A 12,260-nucleotide genomic window follows, 5' to 3' on the forward strand; every position below is an offset into this window, starting at 1 on the left:
TCTAATGGAACTGCCATCACTATTGCGTCAGGCTGTGGACGCGTCGCTTGAAGGGGTTGCTCTGGCTGACCTCAAGCGTGCGTCTGAGGTTCTTTCGCGGCGCTATCGCGCGGAAACGCGCGATGGTCGTCTGCATATTTCGGATGAACTCGCCGCAAAAGCCTATCTGGCTGCGCGACTGCCTGCGACCTATGCGGCTGTGCGCGCAAGCCTTGAGAGTGTTGCGGAAATGTGCCCGGATTTTACCCCTGCCACCATGCTTGATGTTGGCTGTGGACCAGGGACCGCACTCTGGGCCGCACGCGGATGCTGGTCTGACTTGCAATCAGCCACGATGATCGAAGCAAGCCCGGCAATCCGTGCTGTGGGAAGCAAGCTTGCAGAAAATGTTGGGCTTCAAACCGAGTGGCGTGCAGGCGATCTGGTTAAGGAAAAGATCGATTTTCCGAAAGCCGATCTCGTGACGATCGCCTATGTTCTGGATGAACTCGCTCCCCTTGATCGCAAAGCACTTGTCGAGCGGTTATGGGCCTCGGCTCGCCATCTGTTTGTGATTGTGGAGCCGGGAACACCTGCCGGTTGGCAACGCATTCTTGATGCACGGGCCGCACTGATTGCGCAAGGTGCGCATATCGCAGCGCCATGCACGCATCAGCACGACTGTCCGTTGATTGCACCTGACTGGTGCCATTTTTCGCGCCGTGTTGCCCGGTCCCGTATCCATCGCCTGACGAAGGATGCTGAAGTGCCGTGGGAAGACGAGAAGTTCATCTATCTGGCTGCAACGCGTGATCCGTCGATGAGTGCCACGGCGCGTGTGATTGCGCCTACGCGCGTTGGCGGCGGCAAGGTTTCACTTAAGCTCTGCAACGATGATGGCAGCGCCGAAGAGCGTCTTGTCACCAAGCGGGATGGCGAGTTTTTCCGTTGGGCGCGTCGTGCCGATTGGGGCGACGCAGCACTGGGAAACTAAGCGATGAAGATCAGTCTCGTGCAGCTGCGTTTGCTTGAAGCGGTAGCCGAAACCGGCAGTGTCGGTGCCGCAGCGCGCAAGCTTGGCCTCACCCAGTCGGGTGCAAGTCAGGCGCTGGCGACATTGGAGAAAATCCTCGGGCTGGATCTGCTTGCGCGCAAACGCGACGGTGCGATGCTGACTGCTTTCGCACAGACCATTCTCGATGATGCACGCAGCGCTTTATCGGCGGTTGATCGGATCGAAGCGCGGGCACGCAAGATGGTCACGAATGCGCCCGACAAGTTGCGTGTGGCGGCTATTCCCAGCCAGCTCGAATATGTGGTGCCGGAGCTGCGCAAAAACTTTTTGCGGCTTCATCCGCGTGTTGAGTTCAGCACCTTTGAAGGTGGTCATGACGATGTGAGCCTTTGGGTCAGCGAAGGAATTGCCGATCTGGGCATTACCTCATTACCGACTTCCGGCCTTGAAGCAGACGAAGTCGGGCAGGAAGAGCTGGTCGTCGTGGGGCGTCGTGACGATCCGTTCATGCGCCGCGATCTCATCTCTCCCGGTGATTTGCGTGATCGACAGCTGATTGCGGCTGCAGGCTGTGAGCTGATTATCGACCGCATCATTCATGCAGACGGCGGCGCACGCAGCGAGCAGGTCAGAACGCGAGACGTTGCGACCGTGCTTGAAATGGTACGCCATGGGATCGGCTTGACGCTGTTATCGGAAATCAGCCTTCCGGGGTCCAATCTGCACGATCTCAGGGCGATCAAGCTGGATCCACCGACATTCAGAACCGTTTATATCGTCTATCGTGCAGATAGTCCGGTCAGGCATTTGATTGACAGTTTCTGCGCGATTGCCAAACAAGCAAATGTCAAAGCGGCATAAGAATTTCTAATATCTGATATCTGATTTATCCGTGCCGTATGCATTCATGGTTTCTGTAATAGTCGCCCGACTATTCACGAAGCAGAGCACAGCAAATATGACGGCGACCACCGATACGACCATTCCCGTTTCAACCTCCGACACAGTGAAAGGCCTTGTTTGGGGCCTCTCAGGAGTTCTCGTTTGGTCTGGCTCATTCGTTTTGACCCGCTTTGGATTCAAGACGGCGCTCATGCCTTCCGACATCATCGCATTGCGATTTGGGGTGGCTGGACTGGTTCTGCTGCCGGTTGTATTCGCCAAAGGGTTTGGCTTCCGGCAATTGGGGCTGCTTGGCTTCGTGCTGCTCGCATCTGGTGCCGGATTTCCCTATGCGCTTCTGACGGTTTATGGGCTGCAATTCGCGCCTGCATCGCACGCGGCAGCGCTTATTCCCGGCCTGATGACAGCACTTGTTGTGGTCCTTGGCGTGTTGCTGCTTCAGGAGCGATTGGCGCTGTCGCGCTGGGTCGGGGTGATACTGATCCTGATCGGTAGTGGCTTGATCGCTGGCCTGTCACAACTTGGCGGGCAGGAGATGATGGGTCATCTCTCGTTTTTTGCAGCTGCGCTGGTTTGGTCGATCTACGTGATGGTCTTTCGCCGGAAAGGCATGGACGGCCTTCATGCCACTGCGATTGCAGCGGTTGCCTCTGCACTGGTGTTTCTGCCGATTTACATCCTGTTGCTCGACAAAGGCATCGGACAGACTTCGTGGGGTGATATTGCCTTGCAGGGCTTTTATCAGGGTGTGCTGACGTCGGCTTTCGGTGTTTTTGCCTTTAATCGTGCTGTTGTGCTGTTGGGAACAGCCGCAGGAGCGGCCTTATCCGCACTCATACCGGTTGCGACACTGGTTTTGGGGCTCTTGCTGCTTGGTGAGGTGCCGGGATGGACCGACACCGCTGCTGCCCTTCTGATCAGCTTGGGTGTGCTGGCGCTGAACAGAAAGGGCAGGAAGCGTTGAGTATTATGATGCCTGCAAAGCGGGTCTTGGAGCTGGCCTGCTGATGATGAACACCATGGCGGCTGCAGCGAAACACATCGCCCCTGCCAGAATGAGGGCAGGTGTATAGCTGTCATAATCGGTGCGGACGAAGCCTGCAAAAGCTGCGGCTGCAGCTGCACCCACCTGATGGCCGGTGAATACCCATCCGAACACCATGCCAGCCTTTTCCGGACCAAAACGTTCTGCGGCAAGCTTGACCGTTGGCGGTACGGTTGCAACCCAATCGAGACCATAGAAGACGGCAAAGAGTGCCAGTTCATAGAGCGTGAAATCGGTAAAGGTCAGGTAGATCAGTGACAAGCCGCGCAGGCTGTAGAACCAGAACAGCAGCCAGCGGTTGTCAAAACGGTCGGAAAGCCAGCCGGCGCCGATGGTGCCGATCAAATCGAAAGCACCGATGACGGCCAGAATGCCTGCTGCACCCACAGGTACGATGCCGAAATCGCCGCACAATGCGATCCAATGGGTCTGGATCAGACCGTTGGTGGAAAAGCCGCAGACGAAGAAGGTGACGAACAGCACCCAGAAGGTTGATGTGGACGATACTTCGCGCAAGGTAATCAGCGGGGAAGCGAGCAGCGAAGCAAAGCTTTTCTTAGGCTCTGGGGCAGGGAGAGGGGCGGTTCGGCCATAAGGCTTCAGCCCGATATCTGCGGGATGATCGCGCATCAGGGCAAGCACCAGCACGAGTGCTGCGATAAGAAAGCCGACGACAATGGTTAGCGACGTGCGCCAGCCGATATTCTGGCTCACACTGGCGAGGATCGGCATGAAAACAAGTTGGCCGGTTGCATTGCTGGCTGTCATGAGGCCAACCACGAGACCCCGGCGCTTTTCAAACCAGCGAGCAGCAACAGTCGCACCCAGGACAAGTGCGGTCATGCCGGTGCCAAGGCCGATAACGATGCCCCAAAGGCCGACCATCTGCCATTCTTCAGTCATGAAGATCGAGCCGACCAGTCCGCAGGCGATCATGACGAGTGCTGCGGACACAACGCGTCGCAGGCCAAACTGGTTCATGAAAGCAGCAGCAAAAGGCCCCATCAAACCAAACAGCACCAGACGCAGCGCCATGGCGAAGGAAATATTGGCATTGGTCCAGCCGAATTCCTTCTGCAATGGCTCGATCAGGATGCCCGCCGAGCCCATGGCTGCAGCGGTTGCAAGCATGGTCAGAAACGTGATGGCAGCAACAACCCATCCATAGTGGATGTTTCGCTTTTGAAGAAAGCTTGCAAGGCTGGCAGAAATCATCTTCGGCGCTTTCGGAGACTGGCTGATTTTTGAACAGCCGCAAAGTTGAAGGTCAACCCAGTTCGCCAGTTACAGGCTCAATGGGTTTTGGTCATTGTTTTCAGTCAAAGGCGCGGAGAAGGGTAAGCAATTGCTCCACGCCTTCGCTGCCAAGTTTTGCTTCTATTTCATCTTGTGCCTGATCCCAGAGCGGCCCACCGCGTTCGACAAGGTCACGGCCTGTCGACGTCAAAGCGATGTGCGTCTCACGATGATCTTCGCCCGGTGTCTGTTCGATAAGGTCCATACGCTGCAACACCTTCGCATTGCGGCCCATGGTTGATCGATCAAGGTCGGCAAGCCGGGCAAGCTCGGTCAATGAGATGGATTGCGCACGCGCAATTTTTCGCAGCAGACTGAACTGCGCGACATTGATGCCGAGCGGCGCCAGCGCCCTGTCGTAAACGCTGGATGATTTTCTCGCGGCCTGCCGCAGAAGGATGCAGAAACATGGATTAGACATAATGCGGGTATATACCCGTAAATAATTATTGGCAAGCCTGTATCGGCAATAAGCCAATCTATATTGTCATCACGCTGGCAATAAATTCAGGTCGATAGCCGACGATAGCGACGTCACACAGCGATGTGTGACGTTTCCTTGACCTCTTCCATTACGGCGTAGGTGTGGGATTCCCTTACGCCAGGCAGGGATAGAAGTGCTTCCGAGAGAAAACGGCGATAGTGATCCATATCGGAGACGCGTGCCTTGATCAAATAATCGAAGCCGCCTGCAACCATATGACATTCGAGAATATCGGGATTGCCGCGCGTGAAGGCGGAGAAGGTTTCAAAGACCTCTGGCGTGGTGCGATCAAGCTTGATTTCAATGAAAACCAGCATGGACCGATCAAGCATCTTTGGCGACAGATGGGCAGAGTAGCCGAGAATATAGCCTTCGCGGGTGAGGCGTTTGACGCGTTCTGCGGTGGCTGTCTGAGACAGATTAATACGATCGGCAAGTTCAGTATTGGTCAGTCGCCCGTTCTCTTGAAGGGCGTGCAGAATACTCCTGTCCATTACATCAAGATTCTTCATTGGTGTCCCCACTCGACCGCCTGCGATGGCGGCTTTTTATTGTTAGTTTATAAATGATTTGCTTGCGAAATGAATCCGAAATCCGTCTCGCACGCAAGGCAAAATTTTTGAAACATACTTAAATTACAGCTGCATTACACGGTTTGGTAGAAGGCTACGACGATAGACTTGACAGTTGCGGAAATGTGCAATCCATAGTAGTAAATAGGTGTACTTAAAGTGATATTGCACGCATAGAGTTAAGACTTTTGGCAGGTGTTATACCCACGGCGGGCCGGAAAAGGTACTCCAACCTTTAGTCAATTTGTCCTTATCAAGGACTAGGGAGAATCCGGACTATTTAAAGCAGTCCGGATTTTCTTTTTGTGCGGGATGAAACATTCTAGAAATTTTGCGCCGCTGAAACACGTCAATTCTGACAGGTCGACATCAGTGATTTGAAGCTTTGAATTTTCCAGTTGCAAGCGATGCGAGGGAAGGCTAACAGTATCGCCATGAACATTTCGCGCATTGACACAAAAATCTGGTGGTGGGCTCGCTAAAAGCGGCCACGCAGGCGTTTGTGCATTTGCGTTTTAGTTAAGGCCGCTGGGATTATCCGGGCGGCCTTTTTGTTTGGCTGTTTGAATAATGCCACCGCATGTTGCCCAAGAGTGGAAACCGGTTTTGGGCTAAGACATACGAGAATAAAAAGCCGAAGCACGATGCGCTTTGGTTGAGGGGCCTGAGCTTTGGAAGTGCTCGATAACGAATAACACTTGGGAATTGCCAGTCATGAATGCGAAGATTGCGGATAGCGAGATATTCACGCACGAGACAGCGGGCGGCATTGTTGTCGAACGTGTGCGCCATTTGACTGCTTATAAGGGAGCTATCGAGACTTATATCGATGCTCTCAATGAGCGGCGAGGCGCGGTCTTTTCTTCCAACTACGAATATCCCGGCCGCTACACGCGATGGGACACGGCAATTGTCGATCCGCCAGTCGTGATTACCTCCCGCAATCGCCAGATGCGCATTGAAGCGCTGAACAAGCGCGGAACGATCCTGCTGCGCCCGATCCTCAAGACGGTTCAGGCGCTTGCCGAAGTGAAGGTCGATAAGGCCAGTGAAGATCTTATCGAGCTGACGATTGCTGAACCGACCGGCACATTCACCGAAGAAGAACGCTCGCGTATGCCTTCGGTCTTCACTGTATTGCGCGCGATTGTGGGCCTTTTCTTCTCTGAGGAAGATGCAAATCTCGGCCTTTACGGTGCGTTTGGCTATGATCTGGCATTCCAGTTCGATCCAATTCAGTACAAGTTGAAGCGCCCGGATGATCAGCGTGATCTGGTGCTTTTCATCCCGGACGAAATTTTTGTGGCCGACCACTATTCGGCGCGCGCATGGGTGGATCGCTACGAATTTGTCTGCGGCGGCTCTTCAACGCATGATCTTGCACGGGCGACACCGGTGCAGCCATTCAAGCCCGCAGAGCGCGATCTGCCGCGTGGCGATCATAATCCGGGCGAATATGCCAAGCTGGTCGAACGCGCGAAGGAAAGCTTCAAGCGCGGCGATCTGTTTGAAGTCGTGCCGGGGCAGACTTTCTATGAGCGCTGCCACACGGCCCCTTCGGAAATCTTCCGTCGCCTGAAGTCGATCAATCCATCGCCTTATTCGTTCTTCATCAATCTTGGAGAGAACGAGTATCTGGTGGGCGCTTCGCCGGAAATGTTCGTGCGCGTCAATGGCCGTCGCATCGAGACCTGCCCGATTTCCGGCACCATCAAGCGAGGTGAAGATGCAATTTCGGATTCGGAACAGATTCTGAAACTGCTCAATTCCAAGAAAGACGAGTCCGAGCTGACCATGTGTTCGGACGTTGATCGCAATGACAAAAGCCGGGTTTGTGAGCCAGGTTCGGTGCGGGTGATCGGTCGTCGTCAGATCGAGATGTACTCGCGTCTGATCCACACTGTTGACCATATCGAAGGCCGTCTGCGTGACGGTATGGATGCCTTTGACGGCTTCCTCAGTCATGCATGGGCTGTAACCGTAACCGGTGCGCCAAAACTTTGGGCCATGCGCTTTCTCGAAGAAAACGAGCGTAGCCCACGCGCATGGTATGGCGGTGCCATCGGCATGATGCACTTCAACGGCGACATGAACACCGGGCTTACGCTGCGCACGATCCGCGTTAAGGATGCTGTGGCACAGATCCGCGCCGGTGCGACGCTGCTGTTTGATTCCAATCCTGAAGAGGAGGAAGCAGAAACCGAACTGAAGGCATCCGCGATGATCGCTGCTGTGCGTGAAGCACAGAAGAGCAATCAGGTTGCTGAAGAACGTGTTGCTGCAAAGGTGGGCGAGGGGATTTCGATCCTGCTGGTCGATCACGAAGACTCCTTCGTGCACACGCTCGCCAATTACTTCCGCCAGACGGGTGCTACGGTTTCTACGGTACGCTCGCCGGTCGCCGAGGAAGTGTTCGACCGCATTAATCCTGATCTTGTTGTGCTGTCGCCCGGACCGGGTACACCGCAGGACTTCGATTGCAAGGCGACCATCGACAAGGCGCGTAAGCGTCAGCTGCCGATCTTCGGTGTCTGCCTTGGGCTTCAAGCTTTGGCAGAAGCCTATGGCGGCACGCTGCGTCAGCTGCGCATTCCGATGCATGGCAAGCCCTCGCGTATCCGGGTTTCAAAGCCTGAACGCATCTTCTCGGGCCTGCCGAAGGAAGTAACGGTTGGCCGCTATCACTCGATCTTTGCTGATCCTGAACGTCTGCCGGATGATTTTCTGGTTACGGCGGAGACAGAGGACGGCGTCATCATGGCTTTCGAACATAAGAAAGAGCCTGTGGCAGCCGTTCAGTTCCACCCCGAATCCATCATGACGCTTGGTCATAATGCGGGGATGCGAATGATCGAAAATGTCGTGGTGCATTTTGCAGCAAAGCACAAAGCGCGTCGCAGCAATTACTAGAGCATTTCCTGTTTTGATTGAGTCATTGGAAATGCTCTATCTATTTTTTGCGCGCATCTTGTTCCGAAAACCGCTTCGCACTTTTCGGGATGCGCTCTAATTGATTTTCTCAGTTGCAAAATAATGAGCCGGCCGTGGTGAAAACCGCGGCCGGTTTTTTGTTTATGGCCTTATAAAATCATGGTTTTTCAGAGCTGCTTTGGCGAACCATTTGCAACTGTAATGCATTGCATTCGCAAGAGAAAATTAAATGCGCGAAGTAAAAAAACAGGGTTTCGAAATTTGGATTTTATGGGCTATAGAACGGCTATCGAAATGCTGCTTACCGGCCACGCCGGAGTGAATGCGCAATAGGCTTCTTGTTAGCCTGAACCCGCCTGTCGGGATAAGAATTAAAGTATCTGAAGGTTTGTGATGGACGCGAGTGTAAAAGTTCGGCGGCTCGCCGCTTGGTCGATTCCTGTTGCGCTGGGCGTAATGGGGCTGAAATATCTGGCCTATGCAGTGACCGGCTCCGTGGCACTCTATTCGGATGCTCTGGAATCCATCGTCAATGTGATTGCGGCACTTGGCGCCTGGTGGGCGATCAGTGTCAGCTATAAGCCAGCGGATGAAAACCACCCGTTTGGCCATCATAAAGCAGAGTATATTTCGGCAGTTGTCGAAGGCGTACTGATTACGATTGCGGCGCTTTTGATTGCAAAAGAAGCATGGTCTGCGCTTGAGAATCCGCGTCAGCTTGATGAGCCGTGGCTGGGTCTTGCGATCAATACGGGCGCTGCTGTGATAAATGCTTTCTGGGCCATGCTGCTTATTCGCACGGGTCGCAGTGCGCGCTCGCCTGCTTTGGAAGCAGATGGTCAGCATATTATGACTGACGTGTTTACGTCGGTCGGTGTTCTGGTCGGTCTTGTTGGAGCCGTCATAACAGGCTGGGCGATCCTCGATCCGCTGCTTGCCATTCTGGTTGCGATCAACATTCTTTGGCAGGGCTGGGGTGTTATCAATAAATCCGTACAGGGCTTGATGGATATCGGTGTCGAACCTTCTGAGGAAATGCGCATTCGCGATGTGATTTCGGCCAATGCCGGTGGCGCTATCGAGGTTCATGATCTCAAGACCCGCATTGCAGGCCGTGTAACTTTCATCGAGTTTCATCTGGTCGTGGCTGCTGAAATGAGCGTGGGCGACGCGCATGTCATATGCGACCGAATCGAAGACGCACTGAAGACGCAGATCGAAAGCGCGCGTGTTGTGATCCATGTTGAGCCGGAAGATGAGGCAAAACTGCCGATTGGCACGAGTTCAGTGCCTTTCGCCTAGAGCGCATTTCGATCTGATTTTATCAGATCGGCGCTCTAATCTTTATATTTGATGCGCTTCCTATCCGAAAACCGCTACACACTTTTCGGGGTGCGCATGAAACAAATAGCGGCTTGCGCGTTTTGAACCTCGAGTGTAAAAGCGTTTCCATGGTTATGAAGAACGCAACATCTATGGAACATTCCGCAGCCGCTTCCAGCGCGCGCGTGAACGTTTGCGTTCTAAACTCGCTTCTTACCCTCGGCCTTAGCGGCGATCGCCGGGCTCGTTGAAAGGAGCGTCCGGCGGTCGATTGAAGTCCCGCTGACGCATGCTCCTTTCTCAAAATCCACATTTGAATTTTAAGACGAGATATCCGTGTCGTTACAGCAGTACAGAACTGCTTAGTACGCCGGGAGGATGAGATGACCATGAATCAGAACGTAAACACGCCGAATTCCGCTGCTAAGCATAAAGGTATGCCAGACGCGGCCGTGAAATATTCGCCGTTTCCTTACCCAAAACTCGACGACCGCACTTGGCCTGCAAAGCGCATCGAAAAGGCGCCGATCTGGTGTTCGGTCGATTTGCGCGACGGTAATCAGGCACTGATCGACCCAATGGGCCACGACCGTAAGGAACGCATGTTCCGCTTGCTGGTCGATATGGGTTTCCCTGAAATTGAAATCGGCTTTCCATCGGCTTCGCAGACAGATTTCGACTTCTGCCGTTGGGCAATCGAGCAGGGCGACACGCCTGACGAAGTTGATCTGCAGGTGCTGGTGCAGTGCCGTCCTGAATTGATCACGCGTACGTTTGAAGCGCTGGAAGGTGCTAAGACGCCAATCATCCACTTCTACAATTCGACCAGTGAATTGCAGCGCCGCGTTGTTTTCAACAAGGACGTTAAGGGCATCAAGCAGATTGCGACCGATGCCGCAAAGATGATCATGGACATGGCTTCCAAGGCAGGTGGTGGTTATCGTTTCCAGTATTCGCCAGAAAGCTTCACCGGCACCGAGCTGGAAGTGGCGCTGGAAATCTGCAATGCGGTGACGGAAATCGTCAAGCCGACAGCAGAGCACAAGCTGATCCTCAACCTGCCATCCACTGTCGAAATGAACACGCCAAATGTTTACGCCGACCAGATAGAATGGATGTGCCGCAATCTCGACAATCGCGAAAACCTGATCATTTCGCTGCACCCGCACAATGATCGTGGAACGGGCATCGCTGCAACGGAACTCGGCCTGATGGCGGGGGCTGATCGCGTTGAAGGCACGCTGTTCGGCAATGGCGAACGCACCGGCAATGTTGATGTGGTGACGCTGGCGCTCAACATGTACACGCAGGGCATTGATCCAGAGCTGGATTGCACGGACATCAATCGCATGAAGGATGTCTACGAATATTCAAACCAGCTGAAGATTGCCGAGCGTCATCCCTATGTGGGCGAGCTGGTCTATACGGCTTTCTCGGGTTCGCATCAGGATGCGATCAACAAGGGTATGAAGGTTCGCAAGACCGCCAATTCGCCGGTCTGGGAAGTGCCTTATCTGCCAATCGATCCACAGGATGTTGGCCGTTCCTATGAAGCGATCATCCGCATTAATTCGCAGTCTGGTAAGGGCGGTATCGCCTATATTCTGCAGGCTGATTACGGTTTGAACCTGCCGCGCAATCTGCAGGTCGAGTTCCGCGAAATCATCCAGAACATCACGGATGATGAAGGCAAGGAACTGCCATCAAAGCGCATTCATGAAGAGTTCCAGAAGCTCTATGTCGAACAGGCAGAAGGCCGCATCAAGTTCGTGGATCACCACACCTATCCAGATCCTGAACAGAAGGGTCGTCGTATTCTGACCGCTGAAATCACCGATAACGGCGTGACCAAGAATATCGAAGGCAAGGGTACAGGCCCGATTGATGGCTTCATCGATGCGCTGTCGAAATATCTGGGCGTGAAGATGTCGGTTATCGATTACTCCGAGCATTCGCTAAAGCAAGGTTCGGACGCGGCTGCTATTTCCTATGTTGAAGTTGCATACCCGGACGGCAAATTGTTCGGCGCCGGTATCAACGACAACATCGTGAGCGCCTCGCTCGAAGCAATTGTTTCGGCAGCCAATCGCGTAATCGGAAAATAATACGGGCAATTTATTCTATTAAAGGCGGCGCTATGCGTCGCCTTTAATTTACGTATCTATTATATGTGCCTTTATGTTTATTTATAGTTTGGGATTGTCATCATATATTCATATTTATAAATATAAGGCCCAGTGAATTATTTTATTTATTGGGTATGTTTATGAAGAATATTCTAATGTTAGTAGTATTTTTATCTGTTGTTGCCGGTTGTGCATCGCGCTCCAGTAGTATTTCGGCGAGTTATGTATCTCCTTCGGCATAAAGCTCGCTTTCATGTGCCGCTCTGAAAGAAGAGGCCGTGCGTGTTTCATATAGTGCAGCCGCGGCTTCAGGGCGCCAAGATTCAGCGGCGACTGGAGACGCAGTAAAAACAGGGGTTGGTCTTGTCCTGTTCTGGCCCGTACTTTTCTTCAATGAAGGTAATGGTGCAAAAGCCGCCGATGTTGCCCGCTTGAAAGGTGAAATGCAGGCATTGGAGGTCGCTGCAGCCCAGAAGAGCTGCAATATCACGTTTCGCTCTCGCTGAACTTTAATGATGTAATGAGTGGTTTGAATTTAGCGTTTGATATCGTCGGTTGAAACACTGCGTCAGACGTTACAGCGGTT

The 12,260-nt window shown here is 53.3% G+C and carries 10 protein-coding genes; 7 read left to right on the forward strand and 3 right to left on the reverse strand.

Annotation, left to right across the window (positions count from 1 at the left end; all coding sequences use genetic code 11):
- The first annotated feature begins 4 nt into the window (after positions 1-4).
- From QSJ70_RS00475 to QSJ70_RS00485, 3 genes are all read left to right on the forward strand, one after another.
- Positions 5-973, forward strand: coding sequence for a small ribosomal subunit Rsm22 family protein (locus tag QSJ70_RS00475; RefSeq protein WP_215775586.1), 969 nt, complete (start codon positions 5-7; stop codon positions 971-973).
- Between the two features lie 3 nt (positions 974-976).
- Positions 977-1,855 carry a LysR family transcriptional regulator gene (locus QSJ70_RS00480; RefSeq protein WP_215775585.1) on the forward strand — a complete coding sequence of 293 codons (879 nt, stop codon included), beginning with the start codon at positions 977-979 and terminating at the stop codon, positions 1,853-1,855.
- Positions 1,856-1,952: 97 nt separating this feature from the next.
- Positions 1,953-2,861: a DMT family transporter gene (locus QSJ70_RS00485; protein ID WP_285534445.1), complete on the forward strand. Its 909-nt coding sequence runs from the start codon at positions 1,953-1,955 to the stop codon at positions 2,859-2,861.
- A gap of 3 nt (positions 2,862-2,864) precedes the next feature.
- Here the strand turns inward: QSJ70_RS00485 and QSJ70_RS00490 are convergent, their stop codons facing one another.
- From QSJ70_RS00490 to QSJ70_RS00500, 3 genes are all read right to left on the reverse strand, one after another.
- Complete coding sequence (locus tag QSJ70_RS00490) at positions 2,865-4,157, reverse strand: MFS transporter (protein WP_285534447.1); 1,293 nt, start codon at positions 4,155-4,157, stop codon at positions 2,865-2,867.
- Between the two features lie 100 nt (positions 4,158-4,257).
- Entirely contained in the window at positions 4,258-4,659 is a 402-nt protein-coding gene (locus tag QSJ70_RS00495) for a MarR family winged helix-turn-helix transcriptional regulator (RefSeq protein WP_215775583.1), read from the reverse strand.
- A 113-nt stretch (positions 4,660-4,772) separates the two neighbouring features.
- A complete protein-coding gene (locus tag QSJ70_RS00500; RefSeq protein WP_007876078.1) occupies positions 4,773-5,234 on the reverse strand; it encodes an Lrp/AsnC ligand binding domain-containing protein in 462 nt (153 codons plus the stop codon).
- A 774-nt stretch (positions 5,235-6,008) separates the two neighbouring features.
- Here QSJ70_RS00500 and QSJ70_RS00505 point away from each other — a divergent pair.
- The 4 genes from QSJ70_RS00505 to QSJ70_RS00520 all read left to right on the forward strand — a co-directional run bounded on the left by QSJ70_RS00505 (position 6,009) and on the right by QSJ70_RS00520 (position 12,180).
- On the forward strand, positions 6,009-8,204 hold the full coding sequence (locus tag QSJ70_RS00505) for an anthranilate synthase component I (RefSeq protein WP_285534448.1): 2,196 nt from the start codon (positions 6,009-6,011) through the stop codon (positions 8,202-8,204).
- A 414-nt stretch (positions 8,205-8,618) separates the two neighbouring features.
- Positions 8,619-9,527 (forward strand): cation diffusion facilitator family transporter, encoded by a 909-nt coding sequence (locus QSJ70_RS00510; protein WP_007876074.1) that lies wholly within the window; start codon positions 8,619-8,621, stop codon positions 9,525-9,527.
- 410 nt (positions 9,528-9,937) lie between these two features.
- Positions 9,938-11,653, forward strand: a complete 1,716-nt coding sequence (leuA, locus tag QSJ70_RS00515; protein ID WP_215776615.1) for a 2-isopropylmalate synthase — start codon at positions 9,938-9,940, stop codon at positions 11,651-11,653.
- Between the two features lie 299 nt (positions 11,654-11,952).
- Positions 11,953-12,180, forward strand: a complete 228-nt coding sequence (locus QSJ70_RS00520; RefSeq protein ID WP_285534449.1) for a hypothetical protein — start codon at positions 11,953-11,955, stop codon at positions 12,178-12,180.
- Positions 12,181-12,260 lie beyond the last annotated feature (80 nt).

This window comes from Brucella sp. NBRC 12950, from assembly GCF_030268145.1.
In the GTDB taxonomy this organism is placed as follows: domain Bacteria; phylum Pseudomonadota; class Alphaproteobacteria; order Rhizobiales; family Rhizobiaceae; genus Brucella.

Coding starts and splice junctions, on each gene's coding strand:
- QSJ70_RS00505 (WP_285534448.1), top strand. CDS start 6,009: ATGAATGCGAAGATTGCGGATAGCGAGATATTCACGCACGAGACAGCG.
- QSJ70_RS00475 (WP_215775586.1), top strand. CDS start 5: ATGGAACTGCCATCACTATTGCGTCAGGCTGTGGACGCGTCGCTTGAA.
- leuA (WP_215776615.1), top strand. CDS start 9,938: ATGAATCAGAACGTAAACACGCCGAATTCCGCTGCTAAGCATAAAGGT.
- QSJ70_RS00490 (WP_285534447.1), bottom strand. CDS start 4,157: ATGATTTCTGCCAGCCTTGCAAGCTTTCTTCAAAAGCGAAACATCCAC.
- QSJ70_RS00500 (WP_007876078.1), bottom strand. CDS start 5,234: ATGAAGAATCTTGATGTAATGGACAGGAGTATTCTGCACGCCCTTCAA.
- QSJ70_RS00485 (WP_285534445.1), top strand. CDS start 1,953: ATGACGGCGACCACCGATACGACCATTCCCGTTTCAACCTCCGACACA.
- QSJ70_RS00480 (WP_215775585.1), top strand. CDS start 977: ATGAAGATCAGTCTCGTGCAGCTGCGTTTGCTTGAAGCGGTAGCCGAA.
- QSJ70_RS00510 (WP_007876074.1), top strand. CDS start 8,619: ATGGACGCGAGTGTAAAAGTTCGGCGGCTCGCCGCTTGGTCGATTCCT.
- QSJ70_RS00495 (WP_215775583.1), bottom strand. CDS start 4,659: ATGTCTAATCCATGTTTCTGCATCCTTCTGCGGCAGGCCGCGAGAAAA.